General features: G+C 72.4%; 7 protein-coding genes. All 7 read right to left on the reverse strand.

Features of this window, described 5'->3' with window-relative positions:
* Nucleotides 1–62: 62 nt before the first annotated feature.
* From ACFPCV_RS03705 to ACFPCV_RS03740, 7 genes are read right to left on the reverse strand one after another with little or no spacing between them, the layout of a single operon-like run.
* Complete coding sequence (locus ACFPCV_RS03705) at nucleotides 63–3,089, reverse strand: AAA family ATPase (RefSeq protein ID WP_378054453.1); 3,027 nt, start codon at nucleotides 3,087–3,089, stop codon at nucleotides 63–65.
* Nucleotides 3,086–3,922 (reverse strand): hypothetical protein, encoded by an 837-nt coding sequence (locus tag ACFPCV_RS03710; protein WP_378054455.1) that lies wholly within the window; start codon nucleotides 3,920–3,922, stop codon nucleotides 3,086–3,088. Before ACFPCV_RS03710 ends, ACFPCV_RS03705 begins: the two co-directional genes overlap by 4 nt.
* A gap of 11 nt (nucleotides 3,923–3,933) precedes the next feature.
* Nucleotides 3,934–6,537 (reverse strand): hypothetical protein, encoded by a 2,604-nt coding sequence (locus ACFPCV_RS03715; protein ID WP_378054457.1) that lies wholly within the window; start codon nucleotides 6,535–6,537, stop codon nucleotides 3,934–3,936.
* 49 nt (nucleotides 6,538–6,586) lie between these two features.
* A complete protein-coding gene (locus ACFPCV_RS03720; protein WP_417281548.1) occupies nucleotides 6,587–21,343 on the reverse strand; it encodes a WXG100-like domain-containing protein in 14,757 nt (4,918 codons plus the stop codon).
* A gap of 9 nt (nucleotides 21,344–21,352) precedes the next feature.
* The gene (locus tag ACFPCV_RS03730) at nucleotides 21,353–21,664 is read right to left on the reverse strand and encodes a hypothetical protein (RefSeq protein WP_378054459.1); all 312 of its coding nucleotides are present in this window, start codon (nucleotides 21,662–21,664) and stop codon (nucleotides 21,353–21,355) included.
* Nucleotides 21,661–22,056: a YbaB/EbfC family nucleoid-associated protein gene (locus tag ACFPCV_RS03735; RefSeq protein ID WP_378054461.1), complete on the reverse strand. Its 396-nt coding sequence runs from the start codon at nucleotides 22,054–22,056 to the stop codon at nucleotides 21,661–21,663. Before ACFPCV_RS03735 ends, ACFPCV_RS03730 begins: the two co-directional genes overlap by 4 nt.
* An 8-nt stretch (nucleotides 22,057–22,064) precedes the next feature.
* Complete coding sequence (locus ACFPCV_RS03740) at nucleotides 22,065–24,683, reverse strand: hypothetical protein (RefSeq protein ID WP_378054463.1); 2,619 nt, start codon at nucleotides 24,681–24,683, stop codon at nucleotides 22,065–22,067.
* Nucleotides 24,684–24,695 lie beyond the last annotated feature (12 nt).

Below are 24,695 nucleotides of genomic sequence, written 5' to 3' on the forward strand. Positions count from 1 at the left end.
CCCTGAAAGGCGCGTTGAGGGCGGTGAGCGCCCTCAACGCGCCTTTCAGGGCAGTGGGCGCCTCACGGCGCGGGGTCCGGGCGGGACGGTGCCGGTACGTCCTCCGGCAGCAGTACGCACAGGTCGTCCATCGTCGGGTCGGTCAGCGAGCGGGTGCGGCGGGCGTGGTGCGCGATGGCCTCGTCGAGCACCTGCCTGGCGTAGCGGCCGTTGCCGAACGACTCGCCCCTGCGCATCTTCGCGAAGTGCGTGCGCAGCGCGGCCACGGTCGGGCCGGTGCACTCGTAGCCCGCGGTCGTGGCGTGCTGGTTGACGATCGTGACCAGTTCGTCGGGGGTGTAGTCGGCGAAGCGGACCCGGTGGGAGAACCGCGACGACAGCCCGGGGTTGGCCGCGAGGAAACCACCCATCTCCCGCTCGTAGCCCGCCGCGATGACCACCACCTCGTCGCGGTGGTCCTCCATCAGTTTCACCAGCGTGTCGATCGCCTCGCGGCCGAAGTCGTGGCCGCTGCCCCGGCTCGACGACAGCGTGTACGCCTCGTCGATGAACAGCACACCGCCGCGGGCCCGGTCGAACGCCTCCGTGGTGCGTCGCGCGGTGTGGCCGACGTACTCGCCGACCAGGTCGGCGCGCGCGACCTCGGTGACCTGCCCCTGCGCCAGCACGCCGAGCGCGGCCAGCAGCGACCCGTACAGCCGGGCGACGGTGGTCTTGCCGGTGCCCGGCGGGCCCGCGAAGATCAGGTGCCTGCTGACCGACGGCGCGGGCAGCCCCATCGCCTGCCGCCGCCGCGCCGACGCGAGCAGGTCGACCATGTCCGACACCTCCGCCTTCACCTCGTCGAGCCCGACGAGGCCGCGGAGCGTGGCGAGGAGCTGGTCGATGCGTTCCTCGTCCACCCGGCCTGCCCCCGCGCCGACCGAGGAGCCGGGCAGCGGGCCGAGGTCGTCCGGCAGCAGCCTGGTCAGTGCGACGTGCCCGGCGTCCGGGTCGTCGGCCAGCCGGTAGGCCTGCCTGCCGAGCATCTCCTCGAACACCTTCCGCGCGGTGCGGCCGTTGCCGAACGCGGCGTCGCGCGGCAGGTTCGTGAAGTAGGCGTGCAGTGCCGCCCTGGTCTCGAACTCCAGCCGGTAGTCGTGGCCGCGGCACAGGCCCTCGACGATCGTGACCAGCTCCGCGGAGGAGTAGTCGGCGAACTCGATGGTCCTGGAGAACCGCGACGACAGCCCGGGGTTGGCGGCCAGGAACGAGCGCATGTCGTTGGTGTAGCCCGCGACGATCACCACGACCTCGTCGCGGTGGTCCTCCATCAGCTTCACCAGCGTGTCGATCGCCTCCCGGCCGAAGTCCGGGCCGCCGCCGCTGCCGTTGCCCTGCGAGAGCGTGTACGCCTCGTCGATGAACAGCACGCCGCCGATGGCCCTGGTGAACATCTCGGTGGTCTTGATGGCGGTGCCACCGACCACCGACGCGACCAGGTCCGGCCGCGCGACCTCGACGAGCTGACCGTTCTTCAGCACACCGAGCGCGGTGAGGATCCGGCCGTAGAGCCGCGCCACCGTGGTCTTGCCGGTGCCGGGCGCGCCGGTGAACACGAGGTGCCGCGACAGCGGCGGCGAGGGCAGCCCGGCCTTGGCGCGGCGCTCGGACATCTGGTGCAGCCGCACCAGCGTCTCCACCTCGCGCTTCACCCCGTCCAGACCGACCAGTGCGGACAGCTCGGCGAGCAGTGCCTCCAGCTCCTCGGCGTCTCCGGCGGGCGGCCCGGCGCCCTGGGTGTCCGCTGTGGACCCGCCGCCGGGGAGCGCGGTCGGCGCACCACCGGGCAACCGGGTGTCGTTGCCCAGGTTGCGTTCCGCGACGCAGTCGGTGACCGCCACGTCCTCGTCGGAGAGCACGGCGATGCCGTCCCCCAGGTTGTCGCGTACCGCGCACGAGGTGATCGACCCGCCGGCCTGCCCGCGCCACACGACACCGCTCTGGCACTCGCGCACCTCGCCGCCGTCGATGTCCAGCCGGGCCTGGTCGCGGGCGAGCAGGCCGGCCGCCGCCGCGCCGACGACCCTGGTGTCCCGCAGGGTGATCCGGGCCTGCCGCTCGGCCAGCACGCCGTGCCCGGACCCGCCGGTGATCTCGCAGCCGGTCAGCCGGATCACGCCGTCCGCACCGGCGACCACCGCGTCGTGCCCGGTGCCGGTGAACACGCAGTCGGTCAGGTCCGCGGCGGAACCCTCCAGCACCTGCACCGCGTGCCCGCGGGCACCGTCCACGGTGACCTGATCCAGTTCCACGGACGCGTTCTGCGTCACCACGATCGCCTGCGCGGTGGTCTCGGTGATCCGGCAGTCGCGCAGTACCGGCCGCGACCCGCCGGCGGACAGCACCGCCACGCCATCCACTGTGGACACGTCGGTGCCGGTGACGGTCAGCTCGCTGTTCTCCTCGACGACGATCGCCGTGCCGGTGATGTCCGTGATGCGGCAGCCACGCAACTCGCCGCGACCGCCGTCGGCGGCCAGGACCGCGCCCTTCGCCCCGGTGACCACGCAGTCCACCATGGTAGGCGTGCCACCGGAGCGGGCGACGACCGCGGTCGTGCCGACCGAGGTGAAGGTGCAGCCGGTCAGCTCGGTCTTGGCGCCGTCGAACACCAGCACCCCGGCGCCGCCCGGGTTGCGCACCGTGGTGGCGCCGGCGCGAAACGCCGCGCCGCGGCGGACCACGACGGCGACCTCGGAATCCGCGGCGACCACGCACTCGTCCAGGTTCAGCACACCGGCCCGCAGATCGATCGCGACCTCGCCGTCGGAATGCGCGAACTCGATGCCCGACACCTCGGAATGCTCGACGGTCACCCGCAGTACCGGCGCGCCTGCCGCCTCGATCCGGACTTCGCCGGGTGACCCGGAACCGGACAGCGTCACGTCCCGGTCCAGCACGATCGACTCCGGGTAGACGCCGGGCCGGACGGCGATCACGTCGCCGTCGCGGGCCGCGCTGATCGCGTCACCGACGGTGCGGAAGCAGTCCGGTTCGGTCGGCGAGACACCGAGTACCGACCGGACTCCGGTCATCCTGGTCGTCACGATGTGCCCTCCTGGTCGGCCGGGTACGGGGTCAGGGCCGCGCGAACATGGTGGCGGGCAAGGGGATCCAGCCGAGCCCGCGGCGAGCCGGACACCGCGTGCCGGACGAGTTCGGTGTCCGGTGCCAGCTGATGGCGGTCGAGGTAGTACCGAGAGGCGTCCGACCACACCCACGTGCCGTCGGACCGCAGGCTCGCCGGGACGGTGGCCGCACCGCTGAACACATCCTCGAGCGGCGCGTCCGCGGTGAGCACCACGTCACCCGCGGCCAGGAAGTCCAGCAGCCGCTTGCGTTCCGCGGGGTCCACCACGAGTTCGTGCCCGGGCTCGAACCATGGCCCGTCGTCGCCCGCGCCGTCGAACGCACGCGCCACGCGCACCGGGGGCGCCGGGGTCCTCGACCACAACAGGGTCGCGGCGAGGAGAGCGTGCTCGTGGTAGGCGGGCAACGGATCGCCGGGCCCGAACACCTCCACCAGGGGTGTGTCGACCAGCCCGTCGAGCGCCCGCTGCGCCGCGGCGGTGATCGTCGGCAGGTCGTCGGCGGCCTGCACGAGGTAGACCCGGTCGGCAGCGTCGCGCACCGTCGCCCAGCACGCCTGCGCACCGGCCGCGGCCACGACCGCGGTCACGACGGCCGTGTCCGCCTCCTCGTACCCGATCCACGCCGGCGCGAAAACATGGGGTGCGGTCCGGGTCTTCCCGGTGTCGAGTGCGTCGTAGAGGGTGCCGAGCCGTTCGGTGTCCCCGGCGGCGAGCACCTCCCGGGCGATGGCCAGCCAACCGTCGGGGACGCGGCCCGCGCGCGTGAGCAGGTCGTGATGGTGGTCCACGGGTTCTCCTCTCACGCCGCGGGAAGCGGTCCGAACCACCGGCTGCCTGGCTCGGCCCCGCTCTCCGGCCGGGCGAAGGCCGCCGCCCGGAGCCGGTTCAGGGCGGCGGCCCCGGTCGTGCCGTCCTCGGCGAGCAGCACCCGTCGGACCGGATCCGGCTCGACGGCCAGCACGCGCAGCCGCGTGTGCCCCGGCAGGACGACGTCGCTGCCCCGGTCCGGTTCGTCGAGCAGCCCTTCGAGCCTGCGGGCGGTGGTGGTCCAGATCAACGCCTCCGCGGGCCCCGCGGGCGCGGTGGCGGCGGTGGACGTGGCGATGACCGGCACCGGAAGCCGCAACACCGCCCCGGGTGTGACGTCGGTGTCCGCCGGGATGCCGCGCACCACCACGGCTCGCGCCGTGGGCAGCCGTCGCAGGCCGTCGGCGAGGCAGACGTAGAAGTCGGCGTCGTAGGGTGCGTCGGGATCGTCGGCGAACACCCGCACCACGGCCAGCTCCGCGAGCAGCGCGGCCCGGTCCCCCACGCCGAACCGCAACCCCGGGCGCTCGGACAGCAGTTTCGTAACCGCTCTGGTGGCGACGTCGTAGCGGGAGCCGAGCGCCGCGCGCATGGCCCTGCGTTGTTCCGCTGTGCTGCGCACGTTCTCGGGCACCTCGACGATCGAGGACGCGACGTGCGCCGCCCGCCGAACCCCCCGTCCTGGCAGCAGACCGGCCACCGATTCCGTCCCGCCGGCATCGGCGAGCGACGGGGACGCGGGAACCGGTTGCGGCACAGCGGAAGGCGTCGACGCTGACGGTGCGGTGGCCAGGACACCGGCAGGCGGCGTGGTGGGCAGCGTGGCCACGGACATCTCCTCTGCAGGTGCCGTCTGCCGAGGGACGGGACTCGGGGACATCACCGCGGGAACCGTCGGGGGAACCGCCGGGGCCGCCGCGACCGCGGCGACCGCCGGGATCGGCTCCGGCGGCGACGGGGCCGCCTCGGGAACGCCGGGCGACGACGCGAGGAAAGCCGCTCCGGAAGCCGCTGCCTCGTCCGGAGCTGTCCTGGTGGCCGTGGCCGGGAAGACCGGAATCCCACCGAGCACCGGTGCCGTGACCTGTGCGGCGACCGGGCTGGCCTTGGCAGGCACCGGCGTGTCACCGCCCCGGCTCAGGCCCGGCGCCACGGAAGACGCTTCGCTCGCGGGCAGGTCCGCCGCGGGCGGCGGGTCGTCGTCGGCAAGCGGGACCACCAGCACGCCGTCCTGGATGTCCACCGTCCGGGTGCGCGTCGGTGGGACGGCGAGGATCGGCGCGGCGGGGACGACCCGGCCGTCAGCCAGCACCGTCACCGCGCCGACCGGCGCCGGGACGGCAGCCGCGTGTTCCGGCGCCCGCGCCGGGTCCGCTGCCGCGACGTCGGCGTCGGTGTCGGTGACGGTGACCACCCGGTCCGCGGCCTCGACAGCCGCGGCTGCGGTCTCCGCATGGGTGCCGACGGGCACGATCCGCAGGTTCTGCCTCGTGTCCTCGGGCAACGCGCGCACCAGGCGGTCGATCGCCGTCACCACCTCGGCGGGCACCGGGGCGTCGGCGACGAACAGGATGTCGGCCGTGGCGCCGGCTTCGGCCGCCACAGGCACCGGGACCTTCCTCGGCGACGCGGGCCGCACGATCAGCCCACGCGGCACGACGTCCACCAGCCACTCGCCGGTCAACCGGTAGGTCCCCGGCTCGGCCATCGCGAGCGCGGGCGGCGCCATCCAGCGGTCCAGCACCGGCGGACCGTCCGGCCGGTACACGCTCTCCAGCGCGAACGGCCGCCAGCGCGCGACGCCGGCCTCGTCGACGTACCTCAGTCCGTCGTCACCGGGCACACCGTGCGCGACCCGCACCGGCGCGCCCAACTCCGCCGCCACCGCTCGGGCGCGGGCGTCGACCCCGCCGCCGGAGCCGTACCACACCAGCACCGCCCGGTCCCGGCCCTCGTCCGGCAGCGACCGCAGCACCCCGGTCACGGCCGTCGCGTCCGGCGGCTGCTCCCCCGGCGCACCGAGCACCACGTACATCCGGTCCGGGTCGGGCACCCGGCGCGACAGCGGATCGGCCGGGCGCTCGGGCGCGCCTGGTCCGCGGACCCACAACCCGGCGGGCACGTGTGTGATCCGGTCGTCGTGCGGGGGGAGGCCGTCCTGCCACCACGGCGCGGGCAACCGCGCACCGACGCGGATCCGGCGGCCACCCGGGCGGAACGACACCCAGCCCGCAGTCGGGCCGGGAACGAACATGCTGCCGTCCGCGAGTCCGACCGGATGACCGTCGGCCGCGGTGACCTCCACGCCCAGCCGGTCGGCGAGCAGCCTGGCGGGCGGGAGCGTGTCGTCGCGGCCCATCGAACCGAAACCCGGTGCCACCACACAGAGGTCGCCGTGCACCTCGTCGGCGAGGTCGGCGACCAGCCACGGGTCGAGCCTGCTCATCGCGCCGACCGACGACGCGCCGACCACGACGAACGTGCGGTCCCGCTTCGGCGGCAGGTTCGCGGCCAGCAGCACCGCGGCACCGTCCGTGTCGAGCCGACCGACGACCAGCGCGTGCCGGACCCGCTCCACCGTGATCGACTCGTCCACTCCGTCACCTCCACTCACTGGGAGACACGGGTCCGCGCCCGCGGAGAGTTCACTGCCCGCCGACCGGCTGCGGGCGGCCGCGCGGCGGGAAGCGCAGCACCTCCGGCGCGACGACCGGTTCGCCGTCGTCCTCGTCGTCCACCGCGTCCGGGCCGATCACCAACGCGATCACGTCCCGGCCGCTCATGGTGGCCAGTTCGGCGGCGACCGACGCGGTGACCAGCGCGCCGACCAGCCGCAGCCCACCGAGCGACGGGACCAGGCGCCCGTCCGTACCCGGCACCGGGATCTCCTCGCCCGCCGCCGCGGCCGCGCGCATCCGGTGCTCCGCCACGGCGCGCTCGTACCCGGCCACCTCGTACGGATCAGAACCGGCCGGCGGGGTGGGCTCGGACTCGGCCCCCGCGACGTAGTTCCCGTCGGCGTCGAGCGGGATCGCGTACACCCGGTCCAGCCACGGCAGCGCGTCCGGCGTGGCCGGGGTGACCGTGCCGCCCTGGGCGTCCACGAGGAACACGGAGCCGTTGTGGTTCACCAGGTTCCACGCGTGTCCCGCGCCGTCGCGCGGGAAGCCGAACACGAGCGCGTCCGCGCCGTGACCCGCTCGTTCCACCCGGGCGATCACCTCGCGAAGGCCCGCGGCCCCTCGGCTGAAGAGCTCCGGCGCGTACCCCAGTTCCTCCCCCGCGGCGGAGGCGCCGCTGCGGAGGCCACCGGGCGCGCTGCCGGCGACGCGCGGCTCACCGTGGTAGGTCGCGTGGAAGGCGAGCGCGGCGTCCACGCAGTTGACGTCCCGGCCCGCCCCGTACCGGGACGGGTTGATCAGACCGGCGAAGGTCGCCGGGTCGGTGAACTTCCGGCCCGGCGTGACGACGTCGAGCAGCGCCGCGGTGTCCTCGGGCGCGGGTTCGACCAGCCGCTCCGGCACGGGCCGGACCTCCTGCGGTCCAGGCGTGGTGACCGGACCGTCGTCGGCCTCGAAGGCGTCGCGGGATCGCTTGCCGGGCCTGGCCTCCGGCGCCCTCCCGGGCACCGGCGGGTGGTCGCCGGGCGACTCGTCACCGACGCCGGCGCGCCCGCCGAACGTGCCGGTGTCGCCACGCGGCTGACGCGCGTCCGCCACCGGCGCCCCGGCGTTTTCCGGTGCCGACGGCGGCCGCATGCCGATCGCGTCCGTTGGCGGGCGCACCGGTTTCTTGCCCTTGTCACCCGGGACCAGTGGCCGATTCCCGACGTCCGTCGCCGGTGTCCGCGTCTCCGCCGCTCCGGTCGCCGTCGTGGTCGTGCCTGCGGGTTCCGGGGCCGTCGGTTCCGGGAGGTCGCGCACGGCGACCTGGATGTCCGTCGCCGTGAACGGGCTGCCCGGGGCGACCGTGAAGGTGGCGGGACGCATGTCCGACGGCAGCGAGCCGATGAACGCCGTCACGTCCGGCCGGGAGACCCCCGGTGCGATGTGCAGGGTGCGGCCACGCGGTCCGGACACCGGCGGGCCCGCGGCCGGCGCGGGGTGCCCGGCTGGGTGAATGGTCGCGCCGTGCGTGCCGGGCGTCACCGTGTACGGCGCGTTGTCCGGCAGCCTGCCGCCGTGCCGCCACACGTCGCCGATGGCGAGCAGACCCTTGTCCAGCGCCGTGTTCTCCCACACCCGGACCTTCATGTCCGCGAACGAGCTGATCTTCACCGTGCTGTCCGGCCGGTGCGCCCGCCCACCGAACGCGTCCTTGATCGCGGTCAGCGGCCGGTGCGTCCAGTTGGAACCGTGCCGCTCGACGTTCGAGTAGAAGTCGGCCCGGCCCACGACGAACAGGTACGACCGGCCCTCGTACTTGCGGCCCTCGGCCGTCCCGGTCTTCGACGAGGTGGCGGTCACCTTGTCGTTGCCGATCGACTCCGACGCGGGCGGGCCGAAGACGGCGTTCGTCGGTGCGGGCCCGGCCGCGTTGTGGGTGTTGGCCCCGCTCGTCGTCACCGCCGGGCCGAAGCTGGTGCTGACCGTCCTGGTGGTGCCCTTCGGGGTCGCGGTCTCGTTGTCCTTGCCGAGGTTCATCGTCGTGTCGGGCGGCAGCGCCTTGTCGAACGTCAGGTTGCCGTGGAGGTGGCCGGTCAGCCGGTAGTCGAACAGCGCGTCGTAGAACGGGTGCTTGCTGCCGAGGATCCTGCCCACCTCGTGGCTGCCGCCGCTGAACACGTAGTTCGACACGTTGTGCACGGTCGTGCCCTTGACGGCGTTGTGCAGGATGTACTCCGAGTTGCTGCCCGGCCTGGTGTACTCGGACCGGACGAGCGCGGAGTCGGCCATGTCCCGTGCCGAGGGCCGTGGCCGCGTCGGCTGGTCGCCGGACAACTGCGCGTACGCGGCGTCGTGGATCGCGTTGACCGTGTCTGCGCCGATCGACTCGACCCGCCACCCGTCGCCCGCGCCGAACAGCGGTGTGTTGTTCGGCGGCGGCCCGGCCACCACCTCGAACTCGGGCGCGCGGGCCGGCCGCAGCAGCGGCGGTGATGCCTGCGCACTCGGTGACACCAGGTCGATCTCACCGCGGAGCGTGACCGGCCGGGGGCGCGGCCCGGGGTTGCCGCTGTCCTGGCCGGTGGCCGTCGCGCCCGGACCGGCCTGCGGGGCCGCCGGACCCAGTTTGTCCCAGTTGAGGTGCTTCGGGATGCCCAGGCCCACCGTGTCGATCGCCGGCATCGGGCCGCGGCGCCGGGTGATCTCGAGAGTGTGGACGACCTGACGGGTGTCGCGGCCGACCTTGTCCGTCTCGACCTGTGTGGTCTGTTTGGTGCTGCCGCTGCCGTCCATGACGGACTCGGTCTTCCAGCTCCGGGCGCCGCCCACGACCTGCGGTGTGAACGACCCGCTCGAAGCGCCCGCGTTCGGCGGCGCCTGCTGGACCACGCCGTTCGCGTCCGGTTGCCCGGGCGGCGTCGCCGGGACCTCGGCGCGGCGCACGCCCACGTTGACCGCGCCGGACAGCGACCAGGTCGTGGCTTCCTGGTCCATCCTGGACACCGTCACGTAGTCGGCGGTGGACTGCTTGCCCGGCACCAGCTTCTCGATCGTGGGCTGCGGTCGCACGTCGGCCGCGAGCTCGGTCCTGACCCGGATGTCCACGACGTCCTCGAACGCCGGTCCCGGGTCCGGCACCGAGATCAGGCCGCCGTGGCCCTGCTCGCCGGTCAGCGGGTCGCGCAGCCACACGTGCCCGGCCGGGCTGTTCAGCAGCAGGTCGACCTGTCTGGTGACCTCGGCGCGCCACTCCTTGTCCGTCACGCCCAGCTCGGTCAGCCGGTCGCCGATTTCGTCGAGTGAGCCGGTCAGCCGCGCCTCCAACACCGACGTGTCGCTGTAGGACGCGTACCCGTCGCCTGTCAGCAGGGTGTGCGCCGGGTCGCTGACCGGTGCCTTCGCCGCCGGCCGCAGCGCGGACAGCTCGGGCGGCACCGGAAGACCGAGCTGTGTGAACATGTCGATGGCGTGCGCCACCGGCATCTCCACCAGCACCCCGTCCGGCTCGTCGACGGTCACCGGCACGTCGGCGAAGTCGCTCCGGTGGAACATGGTGCGCAGGTTCATGTCCGCCGAGTACCGGTACCGCACGTCCATGGCCACGAAGGCGGTCGGGCCCGTGTACTCGAAGGTCTGCCTGCCACCGCTGGTGAGTTCGAGCGCGTCGCTGCGGCCGTACTTCCCGCCACCGCCGACCACACCGACGATGAGCGCGCCGGTTCCGTTGTCCCGCCTGGGAATGACGCCGCCGCTCACCTCGCCGTCGAGGCCGACGCCCCACGACCTGGTGCTGCCCGCGACCTGGTCGCCCGCCTGGTTGCGTTTGAGCGTGCTCTCCGGCCGGACCTCCACGAGCCGCGGTGCCGAGTACTCGGCCTTGCCCGTCAGCGTGCCGTTGAAGTCGGACAGCCTGCCTTCCCTGAGCATCTTCCCGGTGGAGTTCGGCTTGCCGCCGAACCCCTGACCTGCCGTGCCGTGGCTGCCCACCCTGCCGACGAAGTCGCGCACCGCGCTGCCCGGCGTGGTGCCGGGGCGGGTCAGGTCGGAGCGCTTGTAGGTGTAGCCGGTGACGTGCCGGCTCCCGTCCGGGTTGTTCCTGGTGTCGGTGACGTCGCTCTGCCCCCACGCCGACCAGTTGCCACTGCCCTTCGGCGGCCTGCGCGTCACCGGAGCCGGTTGCCCGGTCCCCTGCGGCGCACCCGCGGCCGGTGCGATGCGCTTGGCCAGCGCGATCTCCACGCCCTCGGTGACGTTCGGGCTGATCCGCACGTGCTCGATGTTGGTGTACTCGCCGAACAACCCCGGGTCGATCGCCGGGTTCGGGTTCGGGGGCGGCGTGCCGAGGTAGACGCCCGGTGTCATCGTGCTCGGCGGCAACGGTTTCGTCGCCCAGCCGAGCTTGTCGGCGGGCGTGGTCACCTTGATCGCGTCGGCGACGACGCCGGTGCGGATGTCCTCGTGGCTGTTGTTCCCGGCCAGCGCCTGCTCCACGTCGGACTTCGCCGGGCCGGAAAGCCTGCTGTCGACGCTCGGCCCGAACAGCAACCGGTCGCCGAGGAAGAACCGCTGGGCCCAGTTGGGCGCCGGTGTCGTCCGGTGGACGACGACGAAGTGGACAGAGCCGTCGTAGTCGCGCATCTCGCCCGCGTACCTGGCGGCACGGCCGTCCTTGCCGGAGTACCCGGACTTGTTGGCGATGCCGACCTCCCCGTTGAGCGCGAGGGACGCGCGCGGCGCGGCGGTGGCCGCGGTCGGGCCGCCCTGGTACGGGTTCGGGTTGCCACCCTCGGGCGTGGTCTTCGGCGCGTTCGGGTTGGGGCTGTCGGTGCCGACCGGGAGGTAGGCCCCGCCGACGCCGGCTCGCGCGGTCCGCACCGAGCTGGTGGTGCGGCCGACCTTGTCGGTGTGCGCGTCCTCGGTGCTGGTGTCGGTCTGGCCGGACGGCGCGGTGCGGGCCGGCGGCACGGGAACGGCGTGGATGTCGACGATGTGGGTCTTGCCGCCCTTGGTCCAGACGGCCTGCGCACCGCCGTGCAGCGCGTCGAAGACGGTGTCGCGGGCGGTGTCCTGCGAGCCGAACAGGGCGGCGATCGCATTGCGGCCGGTGTCGCTGAGCCCCGTCGGCGTGTCCGTGAACGCGCCCGCGACGAAGTTCTCGACCGCGTCGATGTCGACCGAGGTGATGTCGTCGCGGCCGAAGACGTACCGCTGGCCCGCCGGGCCAGGTGTGCTGCCCGACAGGTGCGGCGGCAGCGGCAGACCGAGGTCGCGGGCCTGCGACACCGGCACCTTCACCATGCCGGACACCGTGTCCTGCGCGTTGGTGCCGCCCTGGTCGGCCCGCATCGGGCGGTCCACCTGGTAGACCAGGTCGGTGCCGGTGCGCGACTGTGTGATCGAGTCGTCCACGCCGGGCGTGCTCGCGGCGGTGAGGCCGGTGCTGAAGTCGGCGAACCCGCCCACGTACCAGCTCTTGGGCCCGCCGTAGAGGCCGAACCCGAAGGTGGCGTCACTGCCACGGGTGGTCTGCCAGCTGCTGCCGTGGCTGCTGCCGTGCGAGGTGGTGGACGACGTGGTGCCTGCGAGGGTGATCCGGGCGGGGCCCGCGGGCGTGACGACGATGTCGGTGCCGTCGACCGTGACGGTCTTCGGCCGCGTGTCCTGGGTGAGCAACAGCTCGCCCAGCGTCTTCGCGCTGTCCGGCGAGTTGCCGAGCAGGTCGCGGAACGCGGGCGGCACGACCGCGGGTGCGGTGCGCACGCCGTCGTAGTCGTTGTTCGGCAGCGGCACCTGAACCGGGTAGACGCGGGTGATGTCCGGTAGCCGCAGTCCGGCGTCGATCGAGCTGGCCACCGGGTCGGTGTTGCCGGGCCCCGACAGGGTCAGCGAGAGCCTGGTCGGCACGTGCGCGGTCCACTCGGTGGAGGTCGAGCCGCTCGCGGTCGTCGACGACTCGAACTTCTGGGCACGTTTGCCGGTGACCCCGACGTAGGCGATCGGCCGCATCACCGTCCCCGCCAGGTCCAGGGGCGAGATGAACAGCAGCGGGATGCGGATCGGCACCGTGCTCGATGTCGCCTCGGTCACCGGGACGCTGCTCTCCCTGGCTGACTCGGCCTTGATCGCGGCCGGCTGCCGGTGCCGGGACGCGGTCCTGGTGTCGGCCGGGCGGTGGAGGTCGACGTGGACGGTCACGTCGACCGGGCCGCCGCTCGGTGTGGTGAGGCCGAAGGTGCCGCTGTTGATGGCGTTCGTGACCTGCTCGTCGCTCATGGCGTCGACCTGGTCCGCGACGTCGCGGCGCGGCAGGCCGGACGCGCCGGCGAGCCCGTCGATCAGCTGGTCGCGGTCACCGAGCGTCTCGATGTGCAACTCGGAGTTGTGCGGCAGGAACGACAGCATCGTGAGGCCGCGTTCCACCTTGCCCTGCTTGGCCGCGTCCTCGGCGACGGCGATGGCCGCCTCGGCGGCCGCCACCGCGTTCTTCGCTTCCTCGCGGCCGGTGTTCGCGGCGGTCCCGGCGTTTCGCGCGTCGCGGACGTGGCCGTCGATCCGTTCGAGGTCGGTGTTGATCGCGCGGACCGCTTCGTCGTACTGCTCCCCGGCGGTCCGGGCGTCGGTGGCGAGGCGGCCGGCCACCAGCTCCTGCGCGCGGATCCGGGTGTCCAGTTCGTCGATCCGCGTGTTCAGGCCGGTCCGCTGGGCTTCGAGGTCCTGCCGGTTCTCGTCGGTCACCGGTTGCGCGTCGACCTCGTTCCGTTGCCGGACGAGGTCGTCGCGCCTGCCGGTGAGCGTGGTGATCGTCTTGTTGGTTTCCTCGATCCGGCCGGTGAGCCGGGCGACCGTGGTGTCGGCGGTGTTGGCCCGCCGCACGGCGTCGTGGAGGTCGCTCCGCACCGTGTTCGCCGCACTGGCTGCCCTGTTGGCGTCGTTGAGGGCTGCCTGGGTCGTGTCGTAGGCGGTGGTGATCGTGGTGACTGCGTTGTTCGCGGTCTCGAGCGCGGTCGTCGCCCTGTCGTGTGCGTCGCGGGCGGCCGTCATGGCGATCTCGGTGGCGCGGGCGTGGTCGAGGTCCCGCACCGCCTGGTGATGGGCGATGTCGGCCCGCGCGACGTCGTTCTCCGCGGTGCCGACGTCGCGGGCCCGTTCCCGCTCGATCCTGGCCCAGCGGCGAATGCCGTCGTCCGTGTTGTTCTCCCTGGCCTCGGCCAGCTTGTCGGCAGCTTCCTCGTGCCGGTTCCTTGCCGCGTCGAGGTCCTCGCGGGCGGTTGCGAGGCCCTCGGCCGCCGCGGTGAGGTTCCGCTGTGCCTGGCCGATCCGGTCGGGGTTGGGGCCGAACGCGTGTTCCGTCGCGATCACGGCGCCCCGCGTGTCTGCTGTGGACTGCTCGATCGTCGCGACGTGGCGCTGGGCCTTGGTGTTGTCGACCTTGATGGGGCCGAGGGTGGACGCGATGTCGTCACGTGCCTGGGCGGCGCCGTCGACCGCCTCGGTCGCGGCCGTGATCCGGTCCGCGAACGGGTTGTGCCGGACGGACGGGTCGCCGGCCGGGTTCTCCTGGCCGGTGGTGAGGTCCCGGCCGGTTTCCTGCTGCTCGGTGCCGCCGGTCGGCACGACCGTTTCCGGGGACGCGGGCGGCGTGGGCACCGGCCCCATCTCGATCTCCTCCGGCACGGCGAACTCGACCCGCTTCGGCGCCGCGGGCGGGTTCGGAAACGCCTCCTCCGCGGGCGTCACCTCGATGACCGGAACGTCCTGCGCCGGGGTCACCTCGATCACCGGAACGTCGAGCGCGGGCGTCACCTCGATCACCGGAACATCCCGCGCCGGGGTCACCTCGATGACGGGCACGTCGGTCGTGAACTCCGGTGACGGCTCCGGCGTGCCCGCCCTGGGCTCCGGTGCCGGTGGCGCGGGAGCCGGCGATGACCATGGCGATGGCGATGGCGATGGCGAACCGGTGCCGGACCGTCGCCCCTCCCCCGTCTCGTCCGGAGGATGGCCGGTGCCCAACTGGTCCGCGAGACGCTGTGCCAACGCGTCCGCGCTGTCGTGTCCCCCGGACAGGTGCCGGAGTCCGACCACCGCCATGATCTCGCCGAACATCGAGTTCCCCGGGTTCCGGTCCTCCGGAAGCCGGTGCCGCCGCTTGACGATCTCCGCGACCTCGTCCGCCGCCGCGGTGTGGGCCGCCTTGCCGTCGGCACTCAGCGCGTCCACCACCGCCAGCGCACGCTTCACCCGGTAGGTCCACGGCCCCGGATCCGACGTGCCGACGGCCTCCGGCCGGGCGGCGAGTCTGCTCGCCAGCTGGTCCGCGTGGAAATGGCCGTAGCTCTGGTACTGGAGCGCGACCGCGTCCACGATGTCGTCGAACACCACCCGGCCGGGGTCGCCGACGGGAGGAGGCGGCAGGTGCCGTCCGGTTATCACCTCCGCGGCCGCCCAGGCCACCACCGGCTTCTTCTGCTTCTGCGGCGTCTGCGGGGGAAACTCCAGTTCGCGATGCCCGCCGGCCGGCCGTGTCTCGTCCGTGGAGGCGATGCTGGCCGTGTCCGTGCCCCGGATCCGGCCGGTCAGGTCCATGCCCTGACCGCGTGCCAGCGCGTCGGCGATCTGGTCGAGCGACCGCCCGCCCTGGAACAACTGGTCCATGTCCTTGAACGCCACCGGCTGGAAGCCGGATTCCAGCAACAACCGCGGCAGCAACAGATGCACGTTCAGCCGGCGGTTCGTGTCGTTGAACGGATGGACGATGTGCACGGTGCGCACCGCGCGGCCGATGGCCTTGAACCGGTCGGCGTCCGTGCGCGCGTTCGCCATGTCGTCGTAGAACTGGTCGAACACCGCGTCGACGAGTCCCTTGACGTCCTTGAACTCGTAGTTCGTCGTGATGTACGGCCGGTTGCCGGTCCGGTCGATGAACGCGACCGCGTTGCCCCCGACGAGATAGTCACCGCCCTCGACCAGCAGCGGTCGCCCGGCGACCGTCTCGGTCAGCACGTCCGGGCTGGGATTCTCGGCCCGCAACGGGAACGTCGTCGCCTCGTAGTCCTGGGCGGTCCAGTTGGTCTTGTCCTTCAACGAGGAGTTGACGACATCGTGCATCTGTTCGTACACGTCGGCGTTCAACCGCTGTTCCGGGAACTTCTCCGGGTCGAGGAACCGTTCGTAGGCCGCCTCCATGCTCGCCTGGAAGCCCGGGGACTCGTCATGGTCGTAGAACGAACCGGGATCGTGCGGGAACAACGCCTCGGCCAGGTCGAAGTGCGCCGGGTCGAGGTAGAGCCGGTACCAGTCCTCGCGCGGCAGAACGTCCGTGAGGCCGCGGTGTGGTGCGGGCGGGGACGGCTGCTCGGCCAGGCTCGCGGCATCGTCCGTGTCGTGCAGTGACTCCGCGTCGCCGAACGCGTCGTTGAGCCAGCCGTGGTATTCCAGCGACGACAGGCGATCGTTGGCGGCTTCCAGCGCGGATGTCGCGGCGGCCACCCGGTTCTCCGCGGCGGCGATCGCGCGCGGGTCCGGCACGGTTGCCCCGGTCGCGTGAGCGAGCTGGCCCTCCGCCGCGTCCAGCCGCCTGCGCGCGGCGTCGACCGCGGCGTGTGCCGCCTCTTCGCCGGGTGCCCTCGGCGGGTCGGGAAACTCGCCGGGCGGGGCGGGCAGCCCGGCGGTGGATTCGAGCGCGTTCATGCGGTTCTCGACGAGCCACATGTTGCGTGGCTTGAACGTCGCACCGGCGTCCTCGAAGAGCGCGGTCATCGGGCCCTTGTCCGCCGTGACGTGGCCCTTGCCGTCCTGGTGGTTGAAGACCGGCTTGACCTCCCCGGTGCCGAGGTACTCGTCGTGCATGCCCTGGAAGTGGCCGACCTCGTGGCCGAGCTCCCGCGCGGAGGCGTCGGCCGACCAGTTCAGCTGGTTCATCGAGCTTCGCGGCACGCCGACCCTGATCACCCCGTGTGCCTCGGCGGGGTTGTCGGTGAACTCCACAGACACGTGGAACTGGCGGCCACCCGCCGTCCGGTAGCCCTGGTTGTACATCTCGTCCACACCGGACCGCACCCGCTCGCGCAGCGCGTCGACGTCGACGCCGGTGTTGCCGGGGTCGAGGTGCAGCTTCGTGGTGTGGTGTTCCACCGGCACCGTCACCCGCACCGGTGTGCCGTCCGGGCCGGGTACCACGTGTGCCACGTCGAACCGGCGGATGTCGTAGCCGATCGGCCCGCGCCACACCGAACCGTCCGTCCGCAGCCCGCCCTGCTCGCCGCGCACCTGACCCACGACCGGCTGGGAGCTTGCCACGTTCTCGACCACCTGGGGCGGGACGTGGCCGGCCTTCGGGTCGAACCACTGGGCGTTCTCTGCGGTGCTGTGCCGCCACGACTCGTCGCCCAGGACCTGCTCGGCCGGGTCCTGGTTCGCCCGCGTCAGGCTCCAGTCGACGTGCACGTCCGCACCGTCGGCGCGACCCGGCTCCGCCTTCGCGTCGATGCCGTGGTCCGCGAGCGCGTCCACGATCACCTGCGCGCCCTCGCCCGACACCGTCACCGGGGGCGGCAGGTACCCGTCCTGGCGCCGGGTCTCCGCCGCGTTGGTGAGCACGTCGGCCAGTGAGTCCAGCGTGCCCCGCTGCTCGTCGCCCAGCCGCGTGCCGTCCGGTGTGAAGGTGAAACTCGCCTCCGGCTCCGAACCGAAGGACCGCTCCGGCTTGTCCGCCGATCCGGTCTCGGTGGTCTCCGCCGGCGTCCCGTGCGGTGTCGAGCCGGGCAACGGCGGCGCCGCGGGCGGTGGCGCCGCCGGTGGATGGGGGAACGCAGGCTCGTCCCCCGCCATGCCCAGCAGCTCACGCAGTTCCAGCGTCCGGCCGATGCCGGGGGCGCTCGCCGGATTCGAGGCACCGGCAGGCGGGACCGGGGTCGCGGCATCCGCGTCCGTGGTGGCACTCTCGCCGGACGTGCTCGGGCTGGGCGGCGGCGTGCCGATGGTGTCACGGATCGAGTCGAACGCCGTTCCCACCGGGTCGCCGCCGTGGTTGTACCACCAGTCGGGCGAGCCGAAGTTCCTGGCGAGGCTCTCCGCCTGGTCGACGGCCGTGTCGAGGTTCTCGGTGTCGTACGTGTACGCGACCAGGTCCTTGACGACGTCCAGCAACGGTTCGCGCAGGTGACCGCCGGGCAGGTCGCCGTGGACCTTGTCGACGACGTACGACGCCGCGTCCTTGGCCATGTCCCGGCGTTCCGGTGACAGACCGTCGAGATGGGACCGCATCGCCTCGATGTCCTCCCGCACCGACGGGATGTCGTTCAGCGCCTGCGTGGGCAGGTCCCCCAGCTTGCCCGCGAAGTCCGCCTTCGCCCCCGGGCTGAGGTCGCGGAACCAGTCCTGGACGTCGGCCAGGTCGTCGCCCTGCAGCTGGTTGTTCGCCAGGTTGAACCAGGCGTTCTCCGTGCTGGGCAGCGCGTCCACCCAGTCCCGGAAATCCTGGCGTTCCGACGCCTCGAGGGTGTACCCGGCCATCCGGTTCTCGACCGTCCGGGCGAGCTGGTCGGCGGCGGCCATCGAAGCCGGGCCGCGCACATCACCGTCACCGGTCACGTTCAGCCAGGGCGGCGTCATCGCGAACGGATCGGTGATCAGCACCCGCGGCTCGCCGGGGACGAGTTTGTGCGCGCCCAGGGGGTGCCGGTACGGCTTCGGGTTGTTCAGGTCCTGGTCGGCGAAGCCGTGCTCGACACCGGCCAGCTCGAGCCATCTCCGCAGGTCCAGCACGCCCTTGCCCATGGCGGGGTCGAGCACCACGTGCCTCGGCGAACCGCCGTCGGGTGACTGGATCGCGATCACCGGGGCCACGTGGTAACCCCAGACGACCGGTCTCGGGTTGCCCGTGGTGGCGCCGAGCGCGTTGCTCGACATCGTCTTCAGCGGCGGGAGTCCACGCCCGACGAACACCTTCCGGACGTCGATGCCCTTGGCCTGCAACGCCTCCGTCCACTTGTGCGCACGGTAGTAGCACCCGTCCTCGGGATGCCGGGTCGGCAGGGGCAGGTTCCCGAACGTCGGGTGGTGGAACGTCGAGTGCACGAACTCGGTGTAGAGCGCGGACGCGTCCGCGTCCGTGGGCGCGATCGGCGTCCACGCCGGCGCCGGGGGGACACCGTGCGTCGGGGTCGGCGGCGGGACCGAGTAGTCCCGCGTACCACCGGAGTCGGCCATCGTCACGATGCTCGGCGGGGCGACGGTGTGCTCGGGGTTCTGGGACAGCTGGTAGCTGTCGGGGACGGACTGGGAGCGTTCCTGCGTGACCCCGCCGAGCGCCGCGGCGGCCTCCCCCGACGTGGCAACGCGTGGCGGCGCGGCAGGCGGGTTCGGGAACTCGGCCTCCTGCGAGGCGCTCGTCATCTCGGGCGTGCGGGTGTTCGGCGTCGTGCCGGTGGACCGCGCGGGTTGTGTGCTGGGCGGCGCCGGCTTCTGTGTGCCGCCGGACTGCGCAGGTCGTGTGATGGGCAGCGCCGACTGCGGCGTCCCGCTGCTCGTGGCGCTGGACTGCGCCGGTTGTGTGCTGGGCGGCGCCGTGTTCGGTGTCCCACTGGTCGTCGGCGGTGTGTTCGGCGACGGTTGCGCGACGGGAAGCACCGGTGTCCCACTGGTCGTCCCCGCCGTGCTCGACGACGGTTGCGCAACGGGGGGCACCGACTGCGGTGTCCCCGGCGGGAGTTGCGTCGTGTTCGGCGGCTGGGAGGTACTGGGTGACTGGGTGTTCGCCGGTTGGGCGTGGCCCGTGCCGGGCTGGTTCGCGGCGGGCTGCGGCTGCCCGGTCCCCGTCGCGGTCGGGTCCTGCTGCGTGAGCGGTGGCGGCCCGAAGGTCGTGTCCTGCCCCTGGGGGTTCGCCTGCTGCGCGACTGGCGCGGGCTCGTGGTTTGTGCCCGGCCCCTGCGTGGGCGGCTGTTGCGTGGGCGGCTGTTGCGTGGGCGGCGATGTCTGGTCGTTGTTCGGCGGCCGCGTCTCCGTGCCCCGGATGTTCGGGTCCTGCGTGCCGGGTGGGACCTGCCCGCCGTCCGCCAAACCCGAACCGGGCACGACGGGCTGCCGGTCGCCCGAGGGCGACGTCCCCGGTCCGTCGACCACCGGCGGCTGCGTGACCTGACCGTCGCCCGGCAGCGGCGTCGCCCCGGTCCGGTCCTGCGTGACCGGCGGCACCTGACCACCGTCCGGCAAACCCGAACCAGGCACGACGGGCTGCGGCGAACCCTGCGGCGCCGGGCCGTCGCCCGGCAGCGGCGTCGCTCCAGTCGGGTCCTGCGCCACCGGCGCGGACTGACCATCGCCCGGCGACGTCACCCCAGCGGGGCCCTGCGTCGCAGGCGGAACCTGACCACCCGGCTGCTGCGCAACCGGCACCGACTGCCCGTCGCCCGATGACGACGTTCCCGGACTCCGCGGGTCCGCCTGCGGTGGGATCGGCGCGTTCCCCGGGTTCGACGTCACCGGTGGTGGGACGGTGTTCGGGGTGGTGTTGTCCGCGGACGGGCCCGGCTCGGTGCCGCCAGGGCCCGTTACGGTGCGGTCCGTCGGCTGGTTGCCGCCGGAGTGGCCGTTGGTGACGCCGTCCGGGCCCCTGTCGGTCCGGCCGCTGTTGCCCGCACCGTCGTCGGCACCGGACTGGCCACCGTTCGGACTCCCGTCCGGCCCGCCGTTGGGACCGCCGACCGGCCCGTTGTTCGGCCCACCCGACGGACCACCCGACGGACCACCCGACGGACCACCCGACGGACCACCCGACGGACCGCCGGACGAACCTCCGGGCGAGCCGCCGGGCGAGCCGCCAGTAGCGCTGTCGACGGGGTTGTTCGGGGGGTTGTCCGACGGGCCGCTTCGGTCGTTGCCGCCACCGCCGCCGTCCTGGCCCTTGTTGTCGAACAGCTGGTCGCCGATGGCACTACCGGCCACCTCGGCGCCACCGGACGCGGCGCCTGCCGTGGCCGCGTAAGGGTTCAGCTCGAACTCGCCCTCCGTGGCGTACTTGTAGAGCGCCTCGGTCAGCAGCTCGTGGAGGGCCTCGGTGCCGATCTCGGTGATGTTCTTGATGGTGCTCTTGGCGAACGCGTTGGTGACGATCTTGCCGAGGCCTCCGCTGACGAGCTGGCCCAGCCCGCCGACCGGCAGCGCCAGCGCGGCACCCATGGCACCGACACCGGCCGCGTTGGCGGTGTGCTTGGTGTTCCACTCGTGCCGGGTGCCCATGGCGAACTGGATGGTCTGGGCCGCGGCGTCGATCAGCAGCTGGAAGGCGATGCTGAACACCGCGATCTGCAGGACCTGCAGGATGATCCGGCGGAGCAGGTTCTGGATCATGAATCGGACGATGGCGAACCGGGCCGCGAGCCACGCCATCGTGGCGCCCCCGGTGAACGGGGACATGGCGATCGCCCACGCTATCTCGGCGATGAGCGCGATCAGCGACAGGATGATGACCAGCTTCATGTACTCGACGTCGAGCGCGAGGTCGAGCAACGTCTTGGCCAGGTCGTTGAACAGCTGCGCGGCCACGTCGATGAGGTTGTCGCCCTCGATGAACGGGGCGACGCGTTCCGCGAAGGCCCGTTCCGCCTCACCGGCGAAGTTGGCCCGGATCGCCGCCACGGCACCGCGCAGGCCCACGGCCAGCTGCCCCAGGTCCTGCGCGGCGGCCGCCCACTCGGCCGCGAGTGCGCGCAGCTGGTCCTCGTCGGCGTCCGGCCACTCCTCGCCGGTGAGCACCTGGAACAGCTTCGCCACTTCCGGGCTGACGGCCATCGCCATGGCAGATCCCTACGCGTTCGGTGCGGCGTGGTCGGCCTCGTTGCTGGTGTCCTCGAAGTTCCGCGCCACCTGCAGCGTCCGGTCCGAGTAGCTGCCCACGACCTCGTTGAGCAGCAACAGGAACTGCAATGCCTTCGCCTCGCCCGGTTTGTAGTTCGTGTTGTACTGCTCGCCCATCTCGCCGCCACCGCCGGCGTTCCGGTACAGCGAGACAGCGGCGTCCACCTTGGCGGCGATCTCCTTCGCCAGCCTGGACCACTCGTCGAGGTTGACGCCGCCGCCTGCGAGCGCGGCGACGTCGACGTAGAGGCGGTCGCTCATCGCGACCACCGCCCGGCGTCCGCGATCGCGGAGTCGATCATGGCGTCCAGGTCCGGTCCGGTCTCACGCAGCCTGCCCAGGTCCACACCGTCCGGGATGAGACCGGTCATCAGCTCCTGCACCGAAGCCGCGGCCTTCCCCTGCGCGTCCGCGACCACCTCCACGATCTTCGCGCACAGTTCCTTCGGCGCCATCTCACGCCACCGCTGGCCCTTGAACGCCAGCTCCGTCAGCCGGCCCTGACCGTCCACTGTGGCCCTGACCAGCCGGTCCTTGGTGGTCGCGCTGGCGGCGACCTCCCCGACCTTGCCGAACGCGGTGGCGAGCTGCTCCTGCCTGGCCCGCAGCTCTCCGATCGCGTCGTTCAGCTCGTTGTGCAGTGGGGAAAACATCCGGCCTCCTAGCTGGTCGCTGTCTGTTCGGCCGTCTGCCCGGCCTGCTTCTCCGGCAGCTTGGCCTTGTCGGCAGGCGTGTCGCGCGGCGTCGCGGTGCTGACGTGCACGTGGGTCGGCGCGAGTGGCTCGTCGGCGGAGAAGTCGATGTCGTTGGGCAGGCCGATGACGCCGTTGCCCGCGCCGGGCTCGGTACCCCAGACCTTGTCGTCCTCGGACAACCAGGTCTGCCGTTCACGTTCCTTGCTGCCGCCGCCCTGGTTGCCGGGCATCATCGGCGGCATCATGGGTGGCATCATCGGGGTGCCCGGACGCTGCCCGCCGCCGCTCTGGAAGGCGGAACCGTCGGTGTCGGTGTCCTGGTTCTGGCCGGACCAGTCCGACCAGCCCTCGCCGCCGAACCCGCCCGTCGAACCGCTGCCACCGCCCGGCAGGTTGCCGAACCCGCCGCCCGGCGCGCCGCCACCACCGCCTCCGCCACCGGGCAGATTCGAGAAGTCGCCGGGTGTGTTCACCGCGCCACCCGGCATGTTCGTCGCGCCACCCGGCATGTTCGTCGCGCCGCCGGGCGGGTTCAGTGTGCCGCCGGGCAGGTTGTCGTTTCCGCCGGGCAGGTTCGAGAAGTCCCCGGGGAGGTTGCTGTTCCCGCCGGGCGGGAAGTTCGTGAAGTCGCCGGGCAGGTTCGTGCCCCCACCGGGCGGGTTCTCCAGCCCCGGCAGGTTGGAGAAGTCGCCGGGCAGGTTCGTGCCGCCACCGGGCGGGTTCTCCAGCCCCGGGAGGTCGGTGACGTCGCCTGGCAGGTTGCTGGTCCCGCCCGGCGGGAACTCCGCGACGTCAGGCGGCAGGTTGCCGGTGCTGAACGACGGGCCTCCGTTCGCCGGGTCGAACGGGTCCGTGATCGGATTTCCGTTGCTGTCCAACGGGTTCCCGTTCGAGTCCACCAACCTGCTGTTGGCCGGCGGGGTGTTCGTGGCCGTCGGGCCGACCAGACCGCCAGGAGGGACGAACGGGACGGGACTCCCCGTGAGGTCGTTCCCGCCGCCAGGCGGCAGGTTGCCCGTGACGGAGTCCGGGAACGGCGGCAGGTTGCCGTTGCCGTTCGTGAGCGGCGGATTCGTACCACCGGCCGGCGGCGGCACGTTACCGTCACCCGACGGGGGCGGCACATTCCCGCCACCGACCGCCGGTGGCTGGTTCCCCCCACCAATCGGCGGCACATTCCCACCACCGACCGGCGGCGGCTGGTTCCCCCCACCGACCGGCGGCGGCTCGTTCCCACCACCCACCGGCGGCGGGACATTCCCACCACCGACCGGCGGCGGCTGGTTCGTACCACCGACCGGCGGCGGCTGGTTGTTGCCACCAGGCGGAGGCGGGAAGTTGCCAGCGCCGGGCGGGGGCGGGAGGTTGCCGCCACCGGTCGGCGGCGGGAGGTTGCCACCGCCACCACCGGTCGGCGTCGGCTTGTACGGGGTGAGAGCCTTGAGCGGAGGCATGGCACGGGCGTACGCGGACGCCAGGTTGGCGATCAGTTCGCCTGCCAGGGTGTCCATCGGCTTCATCGTGGTGCGCACGTAGTTGCTGATCTTGAGGTTGATGTCGTCCCATGTGGCCTGTTGGTCCAATGGGCCGCTGAGCACACCCAGATCCTTCGGAAGCGGTCCCGGAGGGAACCTATAAGCCGGGTCGTCCCAGGAAATGGTGTAGCTGTCGTGGGCGGTCGTCGAATGCGCCGCGTAGTGGTTGCCCTGGGTCTGCGTGTAGGTCGTCGAACCGACGACCTTCGGTCCCTGTACCGCATTGGACGAGTAGGACGCGATCACGTTCTTGATGTGGGTCTCCGCGGCCTCCCTGCTGCCGTACTCCACGAGCAGGTCCAGCACGTAGTTGGAGTCGCCGTGCACCAGCCCCATGCCGTGCAGGTACTGGCTGACGTTGCCGATGACAGCGTCCATCGTGGAGCCCACGACGTTTCGCAGACCGTTGACGTACCAGTGCCACACGAAGGCCATGCTGCCGGCGAAACGGTTCAGCGCCTCCGCCGTCGCCTGAAGCGCCTGGGGTGTCTTCCTCTTGACGGCCACCTCGTCGTGCAGGTGGTCCATGTGGTCCGCGATCCGGTCCAGCGCTCGCTGGATCGCGTACGCGGCCTTGCCCTTGAAGGCCGAGTCGTCACTGGTGAGCTTCTTGACCCACTGCCGCAGCGTCTCCTCGTTGGTCTTCAGCCAGAGGAGCCACTGGTCGACCACCTGTTTGCCGGACCACAGCTTGTTGACGTCCATCAGGCCGTACCTGCCGCCGGCCAGCTCGTCCATGCCATCGTGGATGCGGTTGACCCCGGTGGTCCAGTTGCCCGCCTGGACGTCGTCCCGGTTGACGTTGACGTACCAGATGTCCCACGCGTGGTAGGTGTTCGCGGTGCCGCCCGACTGGCCGTCGGTCTGCGCGTCCCCCGGTTTCGGGGTGCCGCCGACGGTGAACCAGCCCTTGCCGGGTGTCTGCCCGGTGTCGAGGATGCGGCGCAGGTCCACGCCCTTGCCGGTGACCGTGAACAGCACCTGCTCGTAAGTCGCGCTCGCGTAGTCCTCGCCGGTGATCGCCGGCGGCGGGCCGAAGGGATCAGTCACAACTCACCTCCA

The sequence above is a fragment of the Actinophytocola glycyrrhizae genome, assembly GCF_042653545.1.
Taxonomy (GTDB): Bacteria; Actinomycetota; Actinomycetes; order Mycobacteriales; family Pseudonocardiaceae; genus Actinophytocola; species Actinophytocola glycyrrhizae.